Here is a 21,122-nt window from a genome sequence, read left to right as displayed (position 1 = left end):
GTAGCAGGCCGTCAGAAAATGCGCCCAAAGATTGATACACGTCAGAAATGATCAGATACAATCATTTTTATCGAAAGGCGGTAATTTCCCACGCGCCTTCGTCTTTTTCAGGAGTGTGTTTCATGGCGAACTTGACCGACAGCTTGAATGATCTGATGTCTCTGGAAGGCGCGCTGTGTGCAGCCGTGGTGGACTACAACAGCGGCATGATGCTGGCGAGCGCCGGCACGGGCGTGGACATGGAGCTGGCGGCTGCCGGCAACACCGAAGTGGTGCGTGCCAAGATGAAGACCATCAAGGCGCTGGGCCTCAATGAGAACATTGATGACATCCTCATCACCTTGGGCAAGCAATACCACATCATTCGCCCCTGCTCGCGCCTGGCTGGCATCTTCGTGTACTACGTGCTCGACAACAAGCGCGCCAACCTGGCATTGGCACGCCGCAAGGTCACCGACGTCGAAGCCGGCATCACCATGTAATGGCGGGCTGGCGCCATTGCCAGCTCCGGGTGCCGATAAGCTTGCAGATGGCTTCCGCGGCCCTCTCCACGGGCGCGGGGCCAGCGTTGACTGCAGGCCGTCGCAAATAACACACGGTTTGTTACGAATCCTGCTTGCAGTTCCCAGGCGCTGTTTTGCGGATGGATGCAAGCCAGTCCAAGGGCTGCTGCTATCTAATTAGCACAGGCCTGCGCGGGGACTACGGCATCCGTGACAGCGGTGCACAGCAGATGATTGCTCGAATCAGAAGTGACTTATTAGAATCATCTATACCTTTATAAGGTAGCAGTGGTTGATCTAGATCACATAGATTGGAGTGGTTATGGCAAATCTGAACGACAGCTTGAACGATTTGATGTCGATGGACGGCGCCCTGTGCGCTGCTGTGGTGGACTACAGCAGCGGCATGATGCTGGGCAGCGTAGGCACTGGCGTGGACATGGAGCTGGCAGCGGCCGGCAACACCGAAGTGGTGCGCGCGAAGATGAAGACGATGAAAGCCCTGGGTCTGAACGACAACATCGACGACATCCTCATCACCCTGGGCAAGCAGTACCACATCATTCGCCCCTCTCAGCGGCTGTCCGGCATCTTCGTCTATTACGTGCTGGACAAATCCCGCTCCAACCTGGCGCTGGCGCGCCGCAAGGTGGCGGATGTGGAATCGAACATGAGCATGTGATTGCGCGTTGCCGCGATCACTGGGCGGGCCTGATGGGCCCGCTTTTTTTCGCGCGTATTCCAGCGCAACCGAAGCAGGTAGCGGTTTTGCTGCGTGTCAGGCGGACACCAGCGGCGCGCGGAACTGGTAGCCCACTTTCTGCTGTGACTGCAGCGGCACGGCCAGCGGCGTGGCCTTTTCGATGCGGCGGCGCAGGCGGTAGATCGTGGCATGCAGACTGTTGTCGGAGTCGCTCGCCGTCGGATAGCCCAGCAGCTCCCGGATCTGGTCCCGGCCGACGACGGCGCCCTGGGCCTTGAGAAAGCACTGCATCAGCATCAGGTCGGTGGGGCTCAGCTCGACGCTCTGGCCATCGGGCGTCATCAGGATGCTGCGGTGGCTGTCGAGCTTCCAGGCTGTTGCCACCTGGGCGGTGGTCATGATGCGGCGGTGTACGGCGCGCACGGCCAGCTCCACCTGCTCGAAAGTCACCGGCTTGGTCAGGTACATATCGGCGCCGGCATGGATGACTTCGCCAAACACTTCGGGGCCCAGCCGGCCCGAGACGATCAGCACACCCGCCTGGCTGCGCTTGCGCAGAATGCGCAGCAGCTCGGTGCCATTGACGCCGGGCAGCATCAAATCCAGCACATAGAAGTCGAAGCGGTAGGGCTCGATGTCGGCCAGCAGGTCGCTGCTGTCGTTGTAGACCTGCACCTGGACGCCCTGGTTGCGCAGGTGCTGGGCCAGAAATTCGCTGTATTCGGGGTCGTCGTCGACCAGGGCGAGCGTGGCGGGAAGCATGGTGTATCGGTTGAAAGAATACTGTCGGTGTAAAGGCCTGGGAAGCGAGAACCAACTTCAGCAGGGGCAGGGTGTTGCGGTCATCGCTGTGCTGGCTAGTCGTCCAGCCCTTGGGGCAACTCCATGCGCATGATGGTGCCGTTTGGCTGGCGCGGCAAGGCCTGGACGGTGCCCTGGTGCAGTTGCACCACCGAGCGCACGATGAACAGCCCCAGGCCGGCGCCGGCGCGGTGGCGATGGTCACTGCCACGCGTACCCTTTTCGAACAGGCGGGGACGCAGGCTATCGGGAATGCCCGGGCCTTCGTCGATCACCTCGATGATCAGCGCCAGCGGGTCGTCCGAATCGGCCAGGCGCAGCAGCACCGGGCTGTCTGCAGGGGCGTAGTTGAGCGCGTTGTTGAGCAGGTTGCGAATGGTCAGCCGCATCAGCGCCGGGTGCAGCTGTACGGTGCGTGCCTCGGCGTCCCAGACCACCTGGATGCGGGGACGGGCATCGGCGGCGATATCGTGCAGCACCAGGTTGACCAGGGTGGGCAGATCGGTATCGGAGGATGCGCCGGCACGCCCGCCGACGGCCAGGATGGTGCCGGCAGCCAGGGTGTTGTCCAGGGTGCCGATGACCTGCTGCAGCACATGCTCGGCGCGCAGCAGGGCCTTGGTGGCCGGCGTGGTCTGGGCCAGTTGCAGGTCGGCAATGGCGGACATGGTGGCCTGCATCGCGGCCGAGGCATTGTTCAGCGGCTGGCGGATCTCATGCGACAGCAGCTGCAGCATCTCGCTGTGCTCGGCCAGCATCGCGGTGCGCCAGTCCAGCAAGGTGCGCATTTTCAGCAACTCGCCCTTCTCTTCGCTGCGTTCGGGATTGGTGGATGACAGCGCGGCCAGCTGAGCGCGCAGCGCATCGGCCTGCGCCGCATTGGCGTATTCAGCGCTGCAGTCCTGCATCAGCATCAGCACGCCCTGGGCGCTTTTGCTGCCTGCAGACCCAGGCCAGAGGTGGGGCGAAAGACTGACACGGCGCCAGGCGAGCTGGCCATGGGCATCGGTCTTGCACGTGTCGAACTGCTGGCGCTGGCCTTGCGCGGCAGCCTGCAGGGCCTCCTGGTGCTGCAGTGCAAAGGCGGGGGGCAGCGCCTCGCCCAGCAGCTGGCCGGCGATGCCGGTGCTGGGCACGCCAAACCATTCGCACCATTGCGGCGAGGCCAGGCGCAGGCGCTGGTCGCGCCCCCAGTACGCCATCGCCACGGGGCTGCTGCCAAACAGGCGCAGCAGCTGCGCCGGGGCATACCAGAGGGTGTCGGCGCTGGACGGGGTGCTGGAAGGCGGCGTTGAAGCAAGCGGCATAGGAGCGGGGGCGCAGGAAAAGAGCGGCTGTCAATGATGTCGCAGCGGGATGTGCGCTTTCATGCGCCCGCCAGGCCGGAGCCCCGATGATAATAGGCGGTGGCCCAGCCAGCGCGTCGCTCAAGCGCGGGCCGGCAGGCTTTGCATATTTTCTGTGTTCTGGTATGGATCGCCTCAAGCAGCTCGAATCATTTGTCGCCATCGCCTCGCGCGGCAGCCTCACGGCGGCTGCCAAGGCCGAAGGCGTGGCCCCGGCCATCATGGGCCGCCGGCTCGATGCGCTGGAGGAGCGCCTGGGCGTCAAGCTGCTCGTGCGCACCACCCGCAAGCTGACCTTGACCTACGAGGGCGCGGCCTTTCTCGAAGACTGCCAGCGCCTGCTGGCCGAGCTGGCCAGTGTCGAGGCCAGCGTCAGCGCCGGCGGCATCAAGGCCACCGGGCATCTGCGCGTGACCGCGCCAGCCGGCTTTGGGCGGCGCCATGTCGCGCCGCTGCTGCCGCTCTACCATGCGCGCCATCCCGAGGTCACCATCTCGCTGAACCTGAGTGACCGGCTGGTGGACCTGGCCGGCGAGGGCTATGACTGCGCGATCCGCGTGGGCGATCTGCCCGACTCGTCGCTGGTGAGCGTGCGCGTGGCGGACAACCGGCGCCTGTGCGTGGCGACCCCTGAGTACCTGCGCCGCCGTGGCATTCCCCGCCACCCCAGCGAACTGAACCAGCATGACTGCCTGACCCTGTCGAGCGAGGCCTCGCAGACGCGGGGATGGGCTTTTCGCATGCCGGCTGCGGCGGGCGGCAGCGAGGTGGTCTACCTCAAGCCCGGCGGGCCGCTCGATTGCTCGGACGGCCAGGTGTTGCATGACTGGTGCCAGCAAGGCTGGGGCATTGCCTGGCGCAGTACCTGGGAGGTCGAGGCGGAGATCGCCGCCGGCCGCCTGGTGGAGGTGCTGGAGGACTTTGCCGCACCTCCGAATGGCATTTATGTGATGTTCCAGCAGCGCAAGCACCTGCCGCTGCGGGTGCGCTTATGGATCGATTTCGTCAAGCAGCACTACGAACGTGCCGATTTTTGGAAGAAGATGGAGTAACACGATGACTTTGGAAGCTGTTCTGGCCTGTCTGCACCTGCTGGCCTTGTTGACCATGGTGGTTTTTCTCTCCAGCGAGGCGGCGCTGTGCCGGGGTGAGTGGATGAATGCGGCCGTCGTGCAGCGCCTGGCGCGCCTCGATCTGGTCTACGCCTTTGCCGCGCTGGCGGTGCTGGCCACCGGCCTGCTGCGCCTGTTTCTGGGGGCCAAGGGGGTGACCTGGTATGTCAGCCAGCCGCTGTTCCACCTGAAGATGACCCTGGTCGTCGTCGGCGTGGTGCTGTCGTTCAAGCCGACAGCCGTGTTCCGCCGCTGGTTACGGCAATTGCGCGACAATGGCGCTTTGCCTGGGGACGCCGAGGTGCGCGCCACGCGCAAATGGGTCATGTGGCAAGCCCACCTGATTCCCGTGATCGCCGCCGTCGCCGTGTTTTATGCCCGGGGCTGGTAAACCGGCCCAGCGCTGGTAACTGCTTCGTCTAAGTTTCAAATATGTTGCAAGTCAAAAAAGATTTGCTCGCAGTGCTTGCTGCCGAGCTCGAGAAATTGTCGCCTGGCGCAGGTAGCCGCGCGGCCTTTGAAACGCCCAAGGTGGCCGCGCATGGTGACTATGCGGTGACCGCCGCGATGCAGCTGGCCAAGCCACTCAAGGCCAACCCCCGCGCACTGGGCGAGCAGCTCAAGGCCGCGCTGGAAGCCACGCCCGCGTTTGCGCAATGGGTGGATGCCATCGAGATCGCTGGCCCCGGCTTTTTGAACCTGCGCCTCAAGCCCGCTGCCAAGCAGCAGGTGGTGCAGGAGGCGCTGTCCCAGGGCGAGCGCTTTGGCATGCAGCCGCAGCGCGATGAAAAGATCATCGTCGAGTTCGTCTCGGCCAACCCCACCGGCCCGCTGCACGTGGGCCACGGCCGCCAGGCCGCACTGGGTGATGCCATCTGCAACCTCTATGCCAGCCAGGGCTGGTCCGTGCACCGCGAGTTCTACTACAACGACGCGGGTGTGCAGATCGACACCCTGACCAAGAGCACCCAGCTGCGTGCCAAGGGCTTCAAACCCGGTGACGATTGCTGGCCCACCGACAGCGACAACCCGCTGGCCAAGAACTTCTACAACGGCGACTATATCGGCGATATCGCGCAGGCCTTCCTTGCCAAGCAGACCATCAAGGCCGATGACCGCGAGTTCACCGCCAATGGCGATGTCGAAGACTACGACAACATCCGCAACTTTGCGGTCGCCTACCTGCGTAACGAGCAGGACAAGGACCTGCAGGCCTTCAACCTCAAGTTCGACGAGTACTACCTCGAATCGAGCCTGTACCAGAATGGCCATGTGGACGAGACCGTCCAGCGCCTGATCGCCAGCGGCCATACCTATGAGCAGGATGGCGCGCTGTGGCTGCGCACCACCGACTTCGGTGACGACAAGGACCGCGTGATGCGCAAGTCCGACGGCACCTACACCTACTTTCTGCCCGATGTGGCCTACCACACGCAAAAGTTCCTGCGCGGCTACGGCAAGGCCGTCAACATCCAGGGCACGGACCACCACGGCACCATTGCCCGCGTGCGTGCCGGCCTGCAGGCGGTCAACGTCGGCATCCCCCAGGGCTACCCTGACTACGTGCTGCACACGATGGTGCGCGTGGTGCGTGGCGGCGAGGAAGTCAAGATCAGCAAGCGCGCAGGCAGCTATGTGACATTGCGCGACCTGATCGAGTGGACCAGCAAGGATGCGGTGCGCTTCTTCCTGCTGTCGCGCAAGCCCGATACCGAATACACCTTCGACGTCGATCTGGCCGTGGCCCAGAACAACGACAACCCGGTGTTCTACGTGCAGTACGCCCATGCGCGCATCTGCTCAGTGCTGCGCGGCTGGCAGGAGCAGGGCGGCGCCGGCCTGCCTGCGCTGGCGGGCATCGACCTGGGCGCGCTGCAAGGCCCCCAGGCCCAGGCCTTGATGCAGATGCTGGCCCAGTATCCCGAGATGCTGACCAATGCTGCCGATGGCAATGCGCCGCATGATGTTACGTTCTACCTGCGTGACCTGGCTTCGGCCTACCACAGCTACTATGATGCAGAGCGTATCCTGGTCGACGACGAAGCCACCAAATTGGCCCGTCTGGCCTTGGTGGCAGCGGTAGCCCAAGTGCTGCGCAACGGCCTGGCCGTGCTGGGCGTCAGTGCCCCGGAACGCATGTGATTTTGCGAGAAAAGGTAATAACTGCAATGCGACGACATCAACGTGGTGGAACCATCCTGGGCCTGATCCTGGGGCTGCTGGTGGGCGTGGGCGCGGCGTTGGCCGTCGCCGTGTACGTCACCAATGTGCCGGTGCCGTTTGTCAACAAAGGTGGCGTCAAGGGCGAAGCCAAGGACAAGGCCGAGGCTCAGCGTAACCAGAACTGGGACCCGAACTCGCCGCTGTACGGCAAGAACCCTGCGCGTGCGCCGGCTGCGGTGGCACCGGCTGCGCAGGGGGTGGTGGTACCCGAGCCACCGCGCACGGTGGCCGACAACGCCACCCCGCCGGTCGAGGCCAAACCCGCCAAACCCGAAGTGGTGCTGCCGGATGCCAGCAAGCCCGCTGACAAGCCGGCAGACAAGACACAGGTGGCCAAGCTCGATCCCAAGGCCGGCCAGGGCGCCGATCCGCTGGGAGACCTGGCCAAGGCGCGCAGTGCGGATGGCACCGATGGCTTCCAATACTTCGTGCAGGCCGGTGCGTTCCGCACCCAGTCCGATGGCGATGCGCAGCGCGCCAAACTGGCAATGATGGGTTGGGAAGCCAGGGTGAGCGAGCGTGAGGTCAATGGCCGCACGGTATACCGGGTGCGCGTGGGACCCTTCAACAAGCGCGATGATGCCGATGGCCTCAAAGGCAAGCTCGATGGCGCTGGCGTCGATGCGCAGATCGTCCGCGTGCAGCGTTGAACTTTTGGCGGTGCCGGGCACTCCTAACCGCAACTTGTCACTGGAGTTAACAAAACATGAAACGTCGTGAGTTTTCCACTTTCGCGGCTTCCGCTACGGCTGCTTCCGCGCTGAGCCTGCCTTTTGCCACCGGCGCCAATGCGCAGGCCAAGTTCAAGGAAGGCAAGGACTACATCAAGCTGGCCAAGCCGGTGACCCCCGATGCACCCGCTGGCAAGGTGGAAGTGATCGAATTCTTCTGGTACAGCTGCCCCCACTGCAATGCGTTCGAGCCGCAGTTCGAAGCCTGGGCCAAGTCGGCTCCGAAGAACCTGCAGATCCGCCGCGTGCCGGTCGCCTTCAACAACACCTTTGTGCCCCAGCAGAAGATCTACTTTGCGCTGGAGTCGATGGGCCTGATCCCCGAGGTGCATGTCAAGGTGTTCCGCGCGATCCATGTCGAGCGCCAGCGCCTGAACAAGGACGAGGAAATCTTCGCCTGGATGGACAAGAACGGCGTGAACCTCGCCAAGTTCAAGGAAGCCTACAACTCGTTCAGCGTGGCAGGCCAGGTGCGCAAGGCGACCCAGCTGCAGGAGTCCTATGGCGTCGAAGGTGTGCCATCGCTGGGCGTGGCCGGCAAGTACTACACCGACGGCACCCGTGCAGGCTCGATGAACAATGTGCTGCAGGTGGTAGAGTTCCTGGCGGCACAAGGCTGAGCGGATTCCCCAACGCTTCAGACCAGGGCCCGCGCACGCGGGCTTTTTTGTGCCAAAAACGGTCCAACGCTCCAGCATGGCTACAATGGGGCAGAGCAAGATTCATGCCTTTATGAGACACCGTATTTTTACCTCTTTGTTGCTGGCAGCGGCCCTGGCCGTGCCGCTGCTGTCGCATGCCGAGCGTGCAGACCGCACCAAGCCCATGAACATCGAGGCGGACGATGGCCGCCACGATGAACTCAAGCAGACCAGCGTCTTCACGGGCAATGTGGTGGTGACCAAGGGCACCATCATCATCCGTGGCGCGCAGCTGACGGTGAGCCAGGACCGCGACGGCTTCCAGCATGGCGTGGTCACCGCTGCACCGGGCAAACTGGCGTTCTTCCGCCAAAAACGTGATTCCGCACCGGGCGCTCCCGACGAGTTCGTCGAAGGCGAAGGTGAGGTCATCACCTATAACGGCCGCGATGACACCGTGCATTTCGAGCGGCGTGGTGAGCTGCGCCGCTACCGCGAGACTACGTTGACCGACCAGGTCAGCGGCCCGCTGATCGTCTACAACAACCTGAGCGACACCTTCACCGTTTCCGGCCAGAAGGGCGCCCAGGCGGCCGATCCCAAGCCCGGCGCGCCCAAGAAGGACCGTGTCCGTGTGATCCTGACCCCCAAGACAGATGGCAAGGCGGACGACAAGGCCAGCAGTTCGGCCAAGCCCGCAGCCGACGACAAGACGCCATTGCGCCCCAGCACCCAACTGAACGACGGAGCCAAGTAACCGTGGCAGAGAATTCGTCGACCATTTCCGTCAACGCCCGGGTGGCTACCAGCGACCAGCGCAGCCAGCTCGAGGTGTTGCATCTTGAGAAATCCTACGGCAGCCGCAAGGTGGTCAAGGACGTATCGCTGTCCGTGCGCAAGGGCGAAGTGGTGGGTTTGCTCGGCCCCAACGGCGCTGGCAAGACCACCTCGTTCTACATGATCGTCGGCCTGGTCCGCAGCGATGGCGGCGACATCCGCATCGATGGGCAGTCGGTCGCCAATATGCCGATCCACCAGCGCTCGCAGCTGGGCCTGTCCTACCTGCCGCAGGAAGCCTCGATCTTCCGCAAACTCAGCGTGCAGGACAACGTACGCGCCGTGCTGGAGCTGCAAAAGGACGAGCATGGCAAGTCGCTGTCGCGCGCCGAGGTCGAGCGCCAGCTGACCGCATTGCTGCAGGAGCTGCGTGTCGAGCATCTGCGCGAGTCGCCATCGGTCGCGCTCTCTGGTGGTGAGCGCCGCCGGGTCGAAATCGCCCGCGCGCTGGCCACCCAGCCCCGTTTCATCCTGCTCGACGAACCCTTCGCCGGCATTGACCCGATCGCCGTGATCGAGATCCAGCGCATTGTGGCTTTCCTCAAGGAGCGTGGCATTGGCGTGCTGATCACTGACCACAATGTGCGTGAAACCCTGGGTATCTGTGACCACGCCTGCATCATCAGCGATGGCAAGGTGCTGGCCGCAGGGACGCCGCAAGAGATTGTGGAGAACGCAGAGGTTCGGAGGGTGTACCTGGGTGAGCATTTCCGCATGTGATACTGCACGCCCTGGCGGGCGTGCAAGCCAAGAAGCCGCCCCTCAGGTTGGGGCTGGCGGGGCTGATCCGTTGCCAGCTGCCGCAGCCGCAGCGGGGGCTCTGCGATGATTCCTTCGCTGTCACTGCGCGTATCGCAGAACCTGACCCTGACGCCTCAGCTGCAGCAGTCGATCCGCCTGCTGCAGCTGTCCACGCAGGAGCTGACGCAGGAAGTCGAGCAGATGCTCGACGAAAACCCGTTTCTGGAGCGCGAGGGCGATGATGCGCCCGAATCCGAGCCGGGCAAGGACGCCGCCGAATCTGCTGAATCTGCCGAGTCCACCGAGGCTGCAGATGCGGCCGACAAGGTTGCCGACCTCGTGACCGGCACCGACCCCGGCAACACCAGCGATTTCGAGCCGGGTGCATCGGATCTGCCGCTGGACTTTGGCGCCGGCAAGGAAACCGGCGTGGATGCCGAGGCGGCTGCGGGCGATTCGGCATCGGACTGGGAAGAGTGGGGCGGCGAGCTGCCGGCCCGTGCCAGTGCGGGCGATGACGATGACGAAACGCCGATGTCCGACCGGCGCAGCGAGCACCTGAGCCTGCAGGATGTGCTGCACCGCCAGGCGCTGTCATTGCGCCTGTGCCAGGAAGACCGGGCGGCGCTCTATTTTCTGATCGAATCGCTGAACGACGACGGCTACCTCGAAGAAACACTCGCCGAACTGGCACAAAGCTTTGGCGATGCCAGCGACCCCGAGCGCTACGAAGCACTGCTGCACCACCTGACGGTGGCGCTGCGCCTGTTGCAAAGCCTCGAACCCATCGGTGTGGGCGCACGCAACCTGTCCGAATGCATGCAGCTGCAGATCAAGGCCCAGCAGCGGCTGCTGGATGAAGAGGGCTCGGACACGCCGGAGGCCGATGCGCTGGCGCTGGAGACCGCGTTGCTGGTCTGCCAGGAATCCCTCGATCTGCTGGCGCGCCGCGATGTGCGCAAGCTGATGCAGCTGACCGGCTGCAATGAGGCGGCGGTGCGCAGCGCGCTGGGGCTGATTGCCAAACTCGAACCCCGCCCGGGCCGGCCCTATGCCGATGTGGACCGCAATGCCATCATCCCCGATGTCATCGTGCGCGCCAGCAACGAGCGCGGCCTGCCGGTGCCCGGCTTCAGCGTGCAGCTCAATGCCGAGGTGATGCCGCGCCTGCGCGTGCAGGATGTCTATGCCAATGCCTTGCGCAGCCACAAGGGCAGCGAGGGCCATGGCGCCCTGCAGCAGCGGCTGCAGGAGGCGCGCTGGTTCATCAAGAACATCCAGCAGCGCTTTGACACCATCTTGCGTGTCTCGCAGGCCATTGTGGAGCGCCAGCGCAATTTCTTTGTGCATGGCGAGCTGGCGATGCGCCCGATGGTGCTGCGCGAGATCGCCGATGAACTGGGTCTGCACGAATCCACGATCAGCCGCGTGACCACGGCCAAGTACATGGCCACGCCGCAGGGCACCTTCGAGCTCAAGTACTTCTTCGGCTCGGGCCTGGGCACCGAGACGGGCGGCAGCGCCTCCAGCACGGCGGTCAAGGCGCTGATCAAGCAGTTGCTGGACGAGGAAAGCGCGAAGAAGCCGCTGTCGGACGCAAAAATTGCCGACCTGCTGCAGGCCCAGGGCATTGAATGCGCGCGCCGTACCGTGGCCAAGTACCGCGAAGCGATGCGCATTCCGCCGGCCAGCCTGCGCAAGGCGCTGTAAACGCAGGCAGCACGGGCCCATGAAAAAACCGCAGTGGCGTTGCACACTGCGGTTTTTGCGTTGAGGCGCCGCGGTTTTACTTCGGCCACAGCCACCAGATGAACAAGGCCAGCACGGCCAGCATCAGGCCGAACTTGGTCAGCTTGTAGGCCGTCTTGTTCCAGGCCTTGAAGCGGCGGCGGTACTGGCCCATGTAGAACGAGACCTTGAAGATGCGGCTGATGAAGCCGCGCGGATCGCCTTCGTTGTTGGGCGAGCTGGCAGCAGCCACCACATGTGTGCCCAGCCAGCGGTTGAGCCACTGCGCAAAGCCATTCGTCATCGGGCGCTCGACATCGCAGAACAGCACGATGCGGTTGCCCTCGGACCGGTTCTCGGCCCAGTGCATATAGGTCTCGTCAAAGACCACGCCTTCGCCCTCGCGCCAGCTGTAGGGCGTGCCATCGACTTCGATCATGCAGCGGTCGTCATTGGGTGCCAGCACGGCCAGGTGGTAGCGCAGCGATCCGGCGTAGGGATCGCGGTGCAGGTTGAGCTTGGCGCCGGGCGGCAGCTCGGCAAACATGGCCGCCTTGATGCCGGGGATGGACTGCACCAGCGCCGTGGTCTTGGGGCAGAGCTCCATTGCCGAGGGGTGGGCCTGGCCGTACCACTTCAGGTAGAAGCGCTTCCAGCCGGTCTTGAAGAAGGAGTTGAAGCCCGCGTCGTCGTTGTTGGCCGCTGCCTTGATCTGCATCGCCTGGTGCAGGCCGATGGCCTCTTCGCGGATCTCGCGCCAGTTGGCCTGCAGCGGGGCCAGGTCGGGGAAGGTGCTGGTGGGCAGGTACGGCGTGCGCGGTACCTTGCTGAACATCAGCATGAACACATTGAACGGCGCCGTGAAGGTGGAGTGGTCAAACAGCTGGCGCAGCAGCTTGTGCCGCACCTTGCCACGCAGGTGCATGTAGAGGCCGCAGCCAAAGAAAAGCAGCACCAGGGCCAGAACGATGATTTTTGCCATAGACAGCGATTTTAGCGACTGCGCTGTGGCGGGTGTCTGCGCGAGCGCAAACCGGCGCGCTGCAAGGCCTGCGGGGCGGTCTGATGGCCTGCTGCCAGCAGGCCTATTGCAGCGGGCGCCAGGGTCGCGCGCTTACTTGGGCTGGGCCGCGAAGGCGGTTTTCAGGCGCTGCAGCATCTCGCGGTTGAGCTGGCGCTGCTGGCCGCTCCAGTGCGTCATCGCCTTGTTCAGCTCGGCCTGCAGCGCATGGGCGGTCTGCCAGTCGCCCTGGCCTGCAGCCCAGATCGCATACTCGGCCATCACATCGAAGCTGCCCGAGTGCTGGCGCGCAAAATCAAAGCTCTTGCGGGCCATCTCCTGGTCGCCCAGCTGGGCATAGGCCTTGGCCACCAGCAGGCCCACGGCCTCGGCGCGGAAATGCACATCGGCCTGCGCAATCACGCGCAGCTGCTGCAAGGCCTGCTGCGGATGGCCGGCCTGGTAGGCGGCTTGCGCAGCGCCCCAGCGGATATCGAGGTCATTGGCAAACGGGCCCTTCATGCTCGCCTCGAAGTGGCCAAAGGCCTGCTCGGCCTGGCCGGTGGCCAGCAGCGCCTGGGCCAGGCGGATCTGGTTCTGCGCGGTGGGGCTGTAGTCGTAGGCGGCCTGGGCTTCGCGCACCTCGCGGGTCGGGTCCAGCGCCTTGACGGCATTGCTCGCCAGGCTGCGGGCATGGCGCTGCAGCCGTGAATTGGGCAGGTAGATGGCGAAAAAATACACCACGCTGCCCAGGAAGGGGAAGGCCAGTAGCACAAACAGCCAGTAGTTGTTCTGGCCGCTGCGCACCGCATGGACGGCAAAAAATAGCGCAATGATGACGTGTACGCCGGCTCCGAGGTAGGGCATCCGCTTATCTTTCTTCAGGGGTCTGGGGGGAGGGCCTGGGCGCACGGGGCGGCGGCCCGCTCTGGAGTCGGACTATAGCAGCCGGCCCATCATTACTGCAGCGCTATCGAGGGCCCGGTCCCGAAAGCGGCTGGCACAGTACACATTCCCATGCGCTTGCGCAGACAATGGCGCAAGCGCGTATGCTTGCGCCCCTGCTTATGAACCAACTGCATTTGTTTTTGCCCTGCGCCGCCGGCGTCGAGGGCCTTTTGGCGGACGAAGTCCATGCCATCACCGGCGCCAGCGGCCAGGACCTGTTGGTGGCGCGCGGCGGCGTCATGCTGCGCGGCATGTGGCGCGATGCGCTGCTGCTGAACCTGCACAGCCGCCTGGCCCAGCGCGTGCTGGTGGAGCTGTCGCACAGCATGTACCGCAACGAGAACGATCTCTACCGCGCTGCCAGCGAGGTGGCCTGGGAGATCTGGTTCTCGCCCAAGGAGACCTTCAAGATCGAGGTCACCTCCCAGCACAGCCCGCTGACCAGCCTGAACTTTGCGGCGCTGCGCGTCAAGGATGCGATTGCCGACCGCTTCCGCGAGCGCCGCCACGGAGTGCGCCCCAGCGTGGAGACGCACCACCCCGATGTGCGCGTGCACCTGCACCTGACCACCGATGGCGCCACCATTTATATCGACACCTCGGGCGAGGCGCTGTTCAAGCGCGGCTGGCGCGAGGACAAGGGCGATGCCCCGCTGAAGGAAACCCTGGCTGCCGCGATGATTGCCGCCAGCGGCTGGGACCCGCATGGCGACGACCCGCAGCCGCTGTACGACCCCTGCTGCGGCAGTGGCACCGTGGTGATCGAGGCCGCCCAGATTGCGCGCAAGATCCCGGCGGGCATCCTGCGCCGCTTTGCGTTTGAAAAGCTGGTGCCTTACCAGCGCCATGTCTGGGAGGCGATGCTCGACGAGGCAGAGCGCCAGATCCTGCCCCAGAGCCCGGTGGGCATCTATGGCTCGGACATCTCCTTCCGCATGGTCGACTTTGCCCAGCGCAATGCCGAGCGTGCCGGTGTGGCCGAGACCATCGAGCTGCGCGGCGGCGATGCGCTGCAGCGCATGCCCCCGAGCGAGCAACCCGGCATGATGCTGCTCAACCCGCCGTACGGCGAGCGTATTGCCGCAGCCGGCAGTGCCGGCCGCAATGCGGCCGAGCGCATGGGCCATGTCGAGCGCGCAGGGCGCGAGACGGCGCAGACCGAGGATGGCGGCGAGTTCTTCACCCAGCTGGCCAGCCACTGGAAGAAGAACTACAGCGGCTGGAGCGCCTGGATGCTGACGCCCGACCTGAAGCTGCCCGGCAAGATGCGCCTGAAGGAATCGCGCCGCACCCCCATGTGGAACGGCCCGATCGAGTGCCGGCTGTTCCGCTTTGACATGATCAAGGGCGCGCTCAAGCCCCGGGGTGAGCAGGCTGCGCCCGGCGGCCAGCGATGAAGGTCGTGCTCAAGTGGCCTTCCTGCAATGAAGGCTACACCGGGCCCCTGCCCCGGCCCGTGGTGCTGGACACCAATGTGGTGCTCGACATGCTGATCTTCGACGATCCCCACATCCCGCCGATCCGTGCGCTGGTGGCGCAGGGCGCGCTGCGCTGGATTGCCGACCAGGCCCAGCGCATCGAGCTCGAAAGGGTGCTGCACTACAGCCAGATCGCCCCGCGCGTCAGCTACTACGGCAAAACACCCGAGGGCGTGATGGCCGCCTTCGATGCGGCCGTGCAGTATGTCGATGCCGCCCCCAAGATCCGCTTTAGCTGCACCGACCCGGACGACCAGCACTTTCTGGACCTGGCCAGCCAGCACCGCGCATTGCTGGTGAGCAAGGACAAGGCCGTGCTCAAGCAGCGCAAAAGGGTGGCCACCTACTACGGCGCCACCGTCGGCAACCTGCTGCAGATGGAGCCCGCCGAGACCGAGGCCGAATCCCTGGCCTGATCGCGCTGCCACTGTGGCGCGCTAACCACCCACAGCGCCGCGGGCGATCCAGCCGCCACCTGGCCCTGCGCAGGCCGCGCCGCTATCATGGGACCCAGTTGCGCAGGGACGGCCCTGCATGGCGCTGCATCAGCGGCGCGCACCACCGCCAGGACGGCCTGGCCATTCCAAATTTCCCTCTATCAAGGAGTTCGATATGGCCTGGGTCTATTTGCTGGTTGCCGGTGTGCTGGAAGTGGTGTGGGCGTTCACGATGAAACAGTCCCATGGCTTCACCAATATCAAATACAGCGCAATCACCCTCGTCGCAATGATTGCCAGCTTTGGCCTGCTGTCGGTCGCGATGCGCAGCCTGCCGCTGGGCACGGCCTACACCATCTGGACCGGCATTGGCGCCGTGGGTGCGTTCCTCGTCGGCATCACGGTGCTGGGCGAGGCGCTGACGCCAATGCGCGTGGTGGCGGCCTTGCTGATTGTCAGCGGTCTGGTGCTGATGAAGCTGTCTTCTTCTTAATCCTGCGGATGCCTTAGGCCTGCGAACGTGTTTGCAGGCCCTGCGACAATAGCGGGATGACCGATTCTTCTACCGCTGCAGGCACCGTGCCTCGCAAGTCCCCGTCCCGGCTTTCCACGGTTGACAAGACCCGCATCGATGACACCCGCATCAAGGTGGTGCGCCCGCTGATCACGCCCGCCTTGCTGGAGGAGTGGTTGCCCATCACCGACGAGGCCTACCAGCTGGTGGCGTCGAGCCGCGCGGCCATCTCCAGGATTCTGCATGGCCAGGACGACCGCCTGGTCGTCGTCGTGGGCCCTTGCTCGATCCACGACCATGACCTGGCGATGGACTATGCGCGCCAGCTCAAGGTGCAGGCCGAAGCATTGAAGGACGACCTGCTGGTGGTCATGCGCGTGTACTTTGAAAAGCCGCGCACGACGGTGGGCTGGAAGGGCTATATCAACGACCCGCACCTCGATGGCAGCTTTGCCGTCAATGAGGGGCTGGAGCTGGCGCGCCGCCTGCTGCTGGACATTCTGGCGCTGGGCCTGCCGGCGGGCACCGAGTTTCTGGATCTGCTGTCGCCGCAGTTCATCAGTGACCTGGTCAGCTGGGGCGCCATTGGCGCGCGCACCACCGAGAGCCAGAGCCACCGCCAGCTGGCCAGTGGCCTGTCCTGCCCGGTGGGCTTCAAGAACGGCACCGATGGTGGCGTCAAGGTGGCCAGCGACGCCATTTTGGCGGCCCAGTCCGAGCATGCCTTCATGGGCATGACCAAGATGGGCCAGAGCGCCATCTTCGAGACCCGTGGCAACCAGGACTGCCACATCATCCTGCGCGGCGGCAAGCAGCCCAACTACAGCGCGGCCGATGTGCAGGCCGCCTGCGAGGTGCTGGCCAAGGCCGGCCTGCATCAGCAGGTGATGATCGACCTGTCGCATGCCAACAGCAGCAAGCAGCACCGCCGCCAGATCGATGTGGCCGCCGATGTGGCCCAGCAGGTTGCAGCGGGCGACCGCCGCATCACCGGTGTGATGATCGAGAGCCATATCCACGAAGGCCGGCAAGACATCGTCGAAGGCCAGCCGCTGGCCTATGGGGTCTCGCTCACCGATGCCTGCATCAGCATGGAGCAGACCCTGCCGGTGCTGGCCCAGTTGGCGCAAGCGGTGCAGGCGCGCCGCGCTGCCAACAAGGGTTGAAACAGTCTGGACGGCTCAGCGCTGCGCCGCGCCCAGCATTATCACGCCCATGCCGGCCAGGCACAGCAGCACGCCGGCGATGTCCCAGCTGCTGGGGCGGATGCCATCGACCAGCCACAGCCAGGCAATCGCCGTCGTCACATAGACGCCGCCGTAAGCGGCATACACCCGGCCCGATGCGGTCGGGTGCAGGCTCAGCAGCCAGACAAAGGCCAGCAGCGCCAGCACCGCCGGCAGCAGCACCCAGGCCGGCGCCTTGTCCTTGAGCCAGAGATAGGGCAGGTAGCAGCCCACGATCTCGGCAATGGCCGTCAGCACAAACAAGGCGGTGGTCGTCAGCAGAGACATCAAGACGCTTTCGTGAAGGTGGGCAGGCGGGCGGCCAGTTCGGCATCGTGCTGCGCCAGCTGCTGCAGCTGGGCAAAGGCCGGCGCTGCAGCGGGCACGATGCGGTTGCCGCAGACCTGGGCATAGCCATCCAGAAACGGCTGCGCCATCTCGGCGTTCTGCAACCAGGTATCGGCGCAGGCCAGCAAGGCCGTGCAGGCGGCTTCCTCGCGCCCCATCTGGGCAATGGCCCAGAGGGCGGCCTGGCTTTCCACCTCGTCCAGATCGGCATGGTCCTGCACCAGCAGATCCAGGGCCTGCTGGCGCTCGGCGGCGGGCAGTTGCCGGTCCGCCAGCATTTGGCCGATGGCGGCGATCGCGGGTACGCGGGTGGGCAGACCGTGTTGGTTCAGGCTCATGGCAGGTGGGGAGTGTTGCAGATTGCCGCCATTGGGCGGCTGGGGGCACCAAGCCAAGCTGCAAGCTGCCCATATCGGACCAATCCCGATTAGAATTTCATAAATCGAGACATTGGTCTCGTAATAAGTAACTTATATACAGAAATATGAATTCTGAAGCGGATGGAAAACTGGTCAGCGCGCTGGTGCGCGGCGTCAGTATTTTGCAGTGCTTTAACAACAAGCAGCAAGAACTCAGTGGCAAAGAGCTGATGGACCTGACGGGTTTGCCCAAACCGACCTTGTTCCGCCTGACCGAAACCCTGTGCGAGCTGGGCCTGCTGCGCTATTCGGAGCGCCTGTCCAAGTACGTGCTGGGCATCGGTGTGCTCAACCTGGCGTCGCCCTTGCTGTCGCGCATGACGGTGCGTCAGTTTGCCCGCCCGCAGATGCAGGAGCTGGCCAACTACATGGGCGGCCAGATCCAGCTGGCGGTGGGTGAGGGCCGGCGCCTGGTGCTGGCCGAGCTGGCCAATGGCATGGACAACAAGGTGTTCACGCCCGAGATCGGGGTGGCCGTATCGTTGGTGCGCACCGCGACTGGCCGCGCCTACCTGCTGGGCCAAAGCGAGGCCGAGCGCCAGGCCTATCTGGACGAGCTCGATGGCCGCGCGCCCGAGCGCGCCGCGCTGCTGCGCGAGCGCCTGGACGATGCGCGCCAGGACCTGGCCTTGCACGGCTTTTGCCGCAGCCATGGCGATCTGCACCGTGAGATTCTGTCGATCGCCGTGCCGCTGTCGCAGCCCATCGATGGCGAGCGCTGGGTGTTTGGCGCCTCCGTGCCCACCTACAACCCCAAGAGCCGCGAGCTGGAGACCGACATCGGCCCGCGCCTGGTGACCCTGGTGCGCTCCCTCGAAGGGCTGATCGGCACCTCCAGCCTGTCCTGATCGGGACTGAGCTGGCTGGGCCTAACCCGGCCGGGCCTGACCTGGCCGCGTCAGGCGGCGCATCGCAAAAAACAACCACAGGAGACAAGCATGAAAGTATTGGACGGCATCAAGGTGCTGGAGATTGGCGGCCTGGGACCGGGCCCGTTCTGCGCGATGCACCTGGCCGACCTGGGCGCCGATGTGATCTCCATCGTGCGCGAGGAAAAAGGCGCGGCCCCCACCGGCAACCTGCTCAACCGGGGCAAGCGCTCGGTGTTTGCCGATCTCAAGAGCGCCGAAGGCAAGGCCCTGGTGCTGGCCCTGGTGCGCGATGCCGATGTGCTGATCGAAGGCATGCGCCCCGGCGTGATGGAGCGCCTGGGCCTGGGCCCGGCCGAGTGCCAGGCGCTGAACCCGGCCCTCGTCTACGGCCGCATGACCGGCTGGGGCCAGAGCGGCCCGTTGGCCCCGCGCGCCGGCCATGACAACAACTACGCCGCCGTCTCGGGCGCGCTCTGGGGCTGCAGCCCGGCCGATGCGCGGCCGGTGTCATCGTTTGCGATGGTGGGCGATATCGGCGGCGGCGCGCTCTACCTGATGACCGGCCTGCTCGCCGGCGTGATCCAGGCGCGCAGCAGCGGCCGGGGCTGCGTGGTGGATGCGGCCATCGTCGATGGCGCGGCCCATATGCTGAACCTGGCGCTGAGCGCCCGCCAGCGCGGCATTGTGGCCGATGTGCGCGGCCAAAGCATCCACGACAGCGCACCGTTCTACGAGACCTATGTCTGCGCCGATGGCGAGCACATCACCATCGGCAGCATCGAGCCGCAGTTCTACGCGCTGCTGCTGCAGACCCTGGGCCTGGCGGACGACCCGGATTTTGCCGCGCCCCAGTCGCAGTGGGACAAGGCGCTGTGGCCGCGCCGCCGTGCGCGCCTGCAGGCGCTGTTCATCACCGAGCCGCGCGCGCATTGGCAGCAGGTGTTCGAGGGCAGTGATGTCTGCTTTGGCGCCGTATTGAGCCCGCTGGAGGCCGCAGCGCACCCGCATATGCAGGCGCGTGGTGTCTACCACGCGCAAGGCGGCGTGTTGCAGGCCGCCCCGGCGCCGCGCTTTGACGGCCAGGCCTATGACACGCCGGCGATGTGCGCCGCAGGCGCCCATACCGAGGCCGTACTCGCGCAGGTGAACGCAGGGGATGCCAGCGCGGCTTGGCGCCGCTAGGCGTCCTGTGCGTCAGAGTGCGACAATGCGGCCCTGCCCGGGCTGCGCCTGGCCGGGCACCGACACAGGGAGTTGCCGATGGGCATTGTGGTTTTTTATCTGCGCAACAACGCCGAGGATGCCGAGGGCATGCCGCCCGATTGGCAGCCGCAGTGCCTGGCCTACAGCGACCAGCAGATGAGCGAGGCACTGGCGCAATGCCAGCGCCTGCGCGCCGATCCGCGCCATGCGCATGTGGTGATGTCGTCCGAGCTGCGCGACATGGTCGGGCAGATAGGGGTGGCTGCCGTTGAAGACGGCCGCACGCCCGATGGCGAACACTATGACTGGAGCAAGGCCGGGCGGGCCGGGATGAGCCGCCGCAACGCGATGGAGCCGCCCAAGAAACGCGGCAGCGCCAGCAACGAATAAACCGGTTTTTTCAGGTCCGCGCCGGCCACTGGAAGGGCGCAGGCTGCTTGTTCAAAAAGGCCTGCACGGCTTCGCGGTGCTGGGCCGTGCCCATCGCCAGCGCCTGGGCGTTCGCCTCTTGCTCCAGCAGCGCAGGCAAGTCGTTGGCGGCCATCGCGAGCGAGCGTTTGATCAGACTCAGCGCCACCGGCGATGCGCCGACAAAGCTGTGCGCAATCGCCTGGGCACGCGCCTGCAGCTGCTCGGGGGCGGCCAGCTCGCTGGCAATGCCCAGCTGCAAGGCCTCCTGGGCAGAGACCTCGCGGCCCGAAAGCATCAGCTCCCGCGCGCGCTGCACGCCGACGACGCGCGGCAAGGTGTAGAAAGCTGCGCAGTCGGGCACGACGCCAACGCGGATGAAGGACATCGCAAAGCGCGCCCGGTCCGAGGCGATGATGAAGTCCGCCGCCAGTGCCAGGCTGAAGCCCGCGCCATAGGCGGCGCCGTCCACCGCTGCAATCACCGGCTTGTCCAGCAGCATCAGGTCCTTGAGCCAGTGGTGCAGGCTGGACAGGCGCGCGCGCCAGCCGGCATTGTCCAGACCCGATGCCGCAATATTGCCCAGGTCCCCGCCCGAGCAGAAATGGTCGCCAACGCCGGTCAGCACCAGCGCACGCAGGCTGGCGTCGGTCTGCACCAGGCGCACCACTTCGGCCATTTCCTCGCGCATCTGCGGGTCGAAGGCATTGCGCTTGGCTGGGTAGTTGAAGCGCAAGGTGGCCACGCCGTCCTGGCGCTCAAAAATGATGCGTTCGTAGCATTGGTTCATGCGGCGCTCCTGGGGACGTAGGAGGCACGCATGTCGCGCCCGCCGCGCAGTGCAGCGCCGCCATCGACCGGGATGATGGCCCCGGTCACATAGCTGGCCAGTTCGGACGACAG

The 21,122-nt window shown here is 65.0% G+C and carries 24 protein-coding genes; 17 read left to right on the top strand and 7 right to left on the bottom strand.

The features are described 5' to 3' along the window. The first annotated feature begins 122 nt into the window (after positions 1-122). Both ACHWUQ_RS18525 and ACHWUQ_RS18520 read left to right on the top strand, forming a co-directional pair. On the top strand, positions 123-482 hold the full coding sequence (locus ACHWUQ_RS18525; protein WP_239810443.1) for a hypothetical protein: 360 nt from the start codon (positions 123-125) through the stop codon (positions 480-482). Positions 483-825: 343 nt separating this feature from the next. Then, positions 826-1,185, top strand: coding sequence for a hypothetical protein (locus tag ACHWUQ_RS18520; RefSeq protein ID WP_239810444.1), 360 nt, complete (start codon positions 826-828; stop codon positions 1,183-1,185). 96 nt (positions 1,186-1,281) lie between these two features. On the opposite strand, the gene ACHWUQ_RS18515 is transcribed toward ACHWUQ_RS18520, so the two are convergent. Then, positions 1,282-1,968, bottom strand: coding sequence for a response regulator transcription factor (locus ACHWUQ_RS18515; protein WP_239810445.1), 687 nt, complete (start codon positions 1,966-1,968; stop codon positions 1,282-1,284). A 95-nt stretch (positions 1,969-2,063) separates the two neighbouring features. Further along, positions 2,064-3,314 (bottom strand): ATP-binding protein, encoded by a 1,251-nt coding sequence (locus tag ACHWUQ_RS18510; RefSeq protein WP_373450806.1) that lies wholly within the window; start codon positions 3,312-3,314, stop codon positions 2,064-2,066. 164 nt (positions 3,315-3,478) lie between these two features. Between ACHWUQ_RS18510 and ACHWUQ_RS18505 the strand changes: the two genes are divergently transcribed. The 8 genes from ACHWUQ_RS18505 (at position 3,479) to rpoN (ending at position 11,348) form a co-directional block, all read left to right on the top strand. Continuing rightward, entirely contained in the window at positions 3,479-4,405 is a 927-nt protein-coding gene (locus ACHWUQ_RS18505; RefSeq protein WP_239810447.1) for a LysR family transcriptional regulator, read from the top strand. A 4-nt stretch (positions 4,406-4,409) separates the two neighbouring features. Then, on the top strand, positions 4,410-4,856 hold the full coding sequence (locus ACHWUQ_RS18500) for a DUF2214 family protein (RefSeq protein WP_239810448.1): 447 nt from the start codon (positions 4,410-4,412) through the stop codon (positions 4,854-4,856). A gap of 41 nt (positions 4,857-4,897) precedes the next feature. Further along, on the top strand, positions 4,898-6,607 hold the full coding sequence (gene argS, locus ACHWUQ_RS18495; RefSeq protein WP_394682025.1) for an arginine--tRNA ligase: 1,710 nt from the start codon (positions 4,898-4,900) through the stop codon (positions 6,605-6,607). A gap of 26 nt (positions 6,608-6,633) precedes the next feature. Beyond that, on the top strand, positions 6,634-7,338 hold the full coding sequence (locus ACHWUQ_RS18490) for an SPOR domain-containing protein (RefSeq protein WP_312416716.1): 705 nt from the start codon (positions 6,634-6,636) through the stop codon (positions 7,336-7,338). A 56-nt stretch (positions 7,339-7,394) separates the two neighbouring features. Further along, positions 7,395-8,039, top strand: coding sequence for a thiol:disulfide interchange protein DsbA/DsbL (locus tag ACHWUQ_RS18485; RefSeq protein WP_312836236.1), 645 nt, complete (start codon positions 7,395-7,397; stop codon positions 8,037-8,039). 112 nt (positions 8,040-8,151) lie between these two features. Beyond that, positions 8,152-8,817 (top strand): lipopolysaccharide transport periplasmic protein LptA, encoded by a 666-nt coding sequence (gene lptA, locus ACHWUQ_RS18480; RefSeq protein WP_394682024.1) that lies wholly within the window; start codon positions 8,152-8,154, stop codon positions 8,815-8,817. A gap of 23 nt (positions 8,818-8,840) precedes the next feature. Next, positions 8,841-9,617: an LPS export ABC transporter ATP-binding protein gene (gene lptB, locus ACHWUQ_RS18475; RefSeq protein WP_373450828.1), complete on the top strand. Its 777-nt coding sequence runs from the start codon at positions 8,841-8,843 to the stop codon at positions 9,615-9,617. A gap of 105 nt (positions 9,618-9,722) precedes the next feature. Beyond that, complete coding sequence (gene rpoN / locus ACHWUQ_RS18470; RefSeq protein WP_394682023.1) at positions 9,723-11,348, top strand: RNA polymerase factor sigma-54; 1,626 nt, start codon at positions 9,723-9,725, stop codon at positions 11,346-11,348. A 76-nt stretch (positions 11,349-11,424) separates the two neighbouring features. On the opposite strand, the gene ACHWUQ_RS18465 is transcribed toward rpoN, so the two are convergent. Together ACHWUQ_RS18465 and ACHWUQ_RS18460 are read right to left on the bottom strand one after the other, a co-directional pair. Then, the gene (locus ACHWUQ_RS18465; protein ID WP_373450829.1) at positions 11,425-12,339 is read right to left on the bottom strand and encodes an aspartyl/asparaginyl beta-hydroxylase domain-containing protein; all 915 of its coding nucleotides are present in this window, start codon (positions 12,337-12,339) and stop codon (positions 11,425-11,427) included. Between the two features lie 141 nt (positions 12,340-12,480). Further along, positions 12,481-13,233 carry a hypothetical protein gene (locus tag ACHWUQ_RS18460; protein ID WP_312836233.1) on the bottom strand — a complete coding sequence of 251 codons (753 nt, stop codon included), beginning with the start codon at positions 13,231-13,233 and terminating at the stop codon, positions 12,481-12,483. Positions 13,234-13,433: 200 nt separating this feature from the next. Between ACHWUQ_RS18460 and ACHWUQ_RS18455 the strand changes: the two genes are divergently transcribed. From ACHWUQ_RS18455 to ACHWUQ_RS18440, 4 genes are all read left to right on the top strand, one after another. Continuing rightward, positions 13,434-14,711, top strand: a complete 1,278-nt coding sequence (locus tag ACHWUQ_RS18455) for a class I SAM-dependent RNA methyltransferase (protein ID WP_394682022.1) — start codon at positions 13,434-13,436, stop codon at positions 14,709-14,711. Beyond that, positions 14,708-15,208 carry a putative toxin-antitoxin system toxin component, PIN family gene (locus tag ACHWUQ_RS18450; RefSeq protein WP_394682021.1) on the top strand — a complete coding sequence of 167 codons (501 nt, stop codon included), beginning with the start codon at positions 14,708-14,710 and terminating at the stop codon, positions 15,206-15,208. The genes ACHWUQ_RS18455 and ACHWUQ_RS18450 overlap by 4 nt, the downstream gene beginning before the upstream one ends. Positions 15,209-15,404: 196 nt before the next feature. Beyond that, complete coding sequence (locus tag ACHWUQ_RS18445; RefSeq protein ID WP_239810458.1) at positions 15,405-15,722, top strand: multidrug efflux SMR transporter; 318 nt, start codon at positions 15,405-15,407, stop codon at positions 15,720-15,722. Between the two features lie 56 nt (positions 15,723-15,778). Further along, on the top strand, positions 15,779-16,909 hold the full coding sequence (locus ACHWUQ_RS18440; protein WP_394682020.1) for a 3-deoxy-7-phosphoheptulonate synthase: 1,131 nt from the start codon (positions 15,779-15,781) through the stop codon (positions 16,907-16,909). A 15-nt stretch (positions 16,910-16,924) separates the two neighbouring features. Here ACHWUQ_RS18440 and ACHWUQ_RS18435 read toward each other — a convergent pair whose 3' ends face one another. Then, positions 16,925-17,257 (bottom strand): YnfA family protein, encoded by a 333-nt coding sequence (locus ACHWUQ_RS18435; protein ID WP_230778473.1) that lies wholly within the window; start codon positions 17,255-17,257, stop codon positions 16,925-16,927. Then, entirely contained in the window at positions 17,257-17,655 is a 399-nt protein-coding gene (locus tag ACHWUQ_RS18430; protein ID WP_394682019.1) for a hypothetical protein, read from the bottom strand. The genes ACHWUQ_RS18435 and ACHWUQ_RS18430 overlap by 1 nt, the downstream gene beginning before the upstream one ends. Positions 17,656-17,801: 146 nt before the next feature. Between ACHWUQ_RS18430 and ACHWUQ_RS18425 the strand changes: the two genes are divergently transcribed. The 3 genes from ACHWUQ_RS18425 to ACHWUQ_RS18415 all read left to right on the top strand — a co-directional run bounded on the left by ACHWUQ_RS18425 (position 17,802) and on the right by ACHWUQ_RS18415 (position 20,201). Then, positions 17,802-18,584, top strand: a complete 783-nt coding sequence (locus ACHWUQ_RS18425) for an IclR family transcriptional regulator (protein WP_116926261.1) — start codon at positions 17,802-17,804, stop codon at positions 18,582-18,584. A gap of 90 nt (positions 18,585-18,674) precedes the next feature. After that, positions 18,675-19,790 carry a CaiB/BaiF CoA transferase family protein gene (locus ACHWUQ_RS18420; RefSeq protein WP_394682018.1) on the top strand — a complete coding sequence of 372 codons (1,116 nt, stop codon included), beginning with the start codon at positions 18,675-18,677 and terminating at the stop codon, positions 19,788-19,790. Between the two features lie 78 nt (positions 19,791-19,868). Beyond that, entirely contained in the window at positions 19,869-20,201 is a 333-nt protein-coding gene (locus ACHWUQ_RS18415; RefSeq protein ID WP_312459701.1) for a hypothetical protein, read from the top strand. A gap of 10 nt (positions 20,202-20,211) precedes the next feature. Here the strand turns inward: ACHWUQ_RS18415 and ACHWUQ_RS18410 are convergent, their stop codons facing one another. Continuing rightward, entirely contained in the window at positions 20,212-21,009 is a 798-nt protein-coding gene (locus ACHWUQ_RS18410; RefSeq protein WP_394682017.1) for an enoyl-CoA hydratase/isomerase family protein, read from the bottom strand. Positions 21,010-21,122: the final 113 nt, after the last annotated feature.

It is taken from the genome of uncultured Comamonas sp., assembly GCF_964277875.1.
Lineage (GTDB): Bacteria > Pseudomonadota > Gammaproteobacteria > Burkholderiales > Burkholderiaceae_C > Comamonas > Comamonas sediminis.
This window is presented reverse-complemented; position numbering and strand designations above follow the sequence as displayed.

Bases quoted from the DNA above. Each gene is read 5' to 3' on its own strand.
- ACHWUQ_RS18520 (WP_239810444.1), top strand. From the start codon at position 826: ATGGCAAATCTGAACGACAGCTTGAACGATTTGATGTCGATGGACGGC.
- lptA (WP_394682024.1), top strand. From the start codon at position 8,152: ATGAGACACCGTATTTTTACCTCTTTGTTGCTGGCAGCGGCCCTGGCC.
- ACHWUQ_RS18515 (WP_239810445.1), bottom strand. From the start codon at position 1,968: ATGCTTCCCGCCACGCTCGCCCTGGTCGACGACGACCCCGAATACAGC.
- ACHWUQ_RS18435 (WP_230778473.1), bottom strand. From the start codon at position 17,257: ATGTCTCTGCTGACGACCACCGCCTTGTTTGTGCTGACGGCCATTGCC.
- ACHWUQ_RS18445 (WP_239810458.1), top strand. From the start codon at position 15,405: ATGGCCTGGGTCTATTTGCTGGTTGCCGGTGTGCTGGAAGTGGTGTGG.
- ACHWUQ_RS18505 (WP_239810447.1), top strand. From the start codon at position 3,479: ATGGATCGCCTCAAGCAGCTCGAATCATTTGTCGCCATCGCCTCGCGC.
- ACHWUQ_RS18450 (WP_394682021.1), top strand. From the start codon at position 14,708: ATGAAGGTCGTGCTCAAGTGGCCTTCCTGCAATGAAGGCTACACCGGG.
- rpoN (WP_394682023.1), top strand. From the start codon at position 9,723: ATGATTCCTTCGCTGTCACTGCGCGTATCGCAGAACCTGACCCTGACG.
- ACHWUQ_RS18490 (WP_312416716.1), top strand. From the start codon at position 6,634: ATGCGACGACATCAACGTGGTGGAACCATCCTGGGCCTGATCCTGGGG.
- argS (WP_394682025.1), top strand. From the start codon at position 4,898: ATGTTGCAAGTCAAAAAAGATTTGCTCGCAGTGCTTGCTGCCGAGCTC.
- ACHWUQ_RS18500 (WP_239810448.1), top strand. From the start codon at position 4,410: ATGACTTTGGAAGCTGTTCTGGCCTGTCTGCACCTGCTGGCCTTGTTG.
- ACHWUQ_RS18440 (WP_394682020.1), top strand. From the start codon at position 15,779: ATGACCGATTCTTCTACCGCTGCAGGCACCGTGCCTCGCAAGTCCCCG.
- ACHWUQ_RS18525 (WP_239810443.1), top strand. From the start codon at position 123: ATGGCGAACTTGACCGACAGCTTGAATGATCTGATGTCTCTGGAAGGC.
- ACHWUQ_RS18510 (WP_373450806.1), bottom strand. From the start codon at position 3,314: ATGCCGCTTGCTTCAACGCCGCCTTCCAGCACCCCGTCCAGCGCCGAC.
- ACHWUQ_RS18430 (WP_394682019.1), bottom strand. From the start codon at position 17,655: ATGAGCCTGAACCAACACGGTCTGCCCACCCGCGTACCCGCGATCGCC.
- ACHWUQ_RS18415 (WP_312459701.1), top strand. From the start codon at position 19,869: ATGGGCATTGTGGTTTTTTATCTGCGCAACAACGCCGAGGATGCCGAG.
- ACHWUQ_RS18425 (WP_116926261.1), top strand. From the start codon at position 17,802: ATGAATTCTGAAGCGGATGGAAAACTGGTCAGCGCGCTGGTGCGCGGC.
- ACHWUQ_RS18460 (WP_312836233.1), bottom strand. From the start codon at position 13,233: ATGCCCTACCTCGGAGCCGGCGTACACGTCATCATTGCGCTATTTTTT.
- ACHWUQ_RS18455 (WP_394682022.1), top strand. From the start codon at position 13,434: ATGAACCAACTGCATTTGTTTTTGCCCTGCGCCGCCGGCGTCGAGGGC.
- ACHWUQ_RS18410 (WP_394682017.1), bottom strand. From the start codon at position 21,009: ATGAACCAATGCTACGAACGCATCATTTTTGAGCGCCAGGACGGCGTG.
- ACHWUQ_RS18420 (WP_394682018.1), top strand. From the start codon at position 18,675: ATGAAAGTATTGGACGGCATCAAGGTGCTGGAGATTGGCGGCCTGGGA.
- ACHWUQ_RS18485 (WP_312836236.1), top strand. From the start codon at position 7,395: ATGAAACGTCGTGAGTTTTCCACTTTCGCGGCTTCCGCTACGGCTGCT.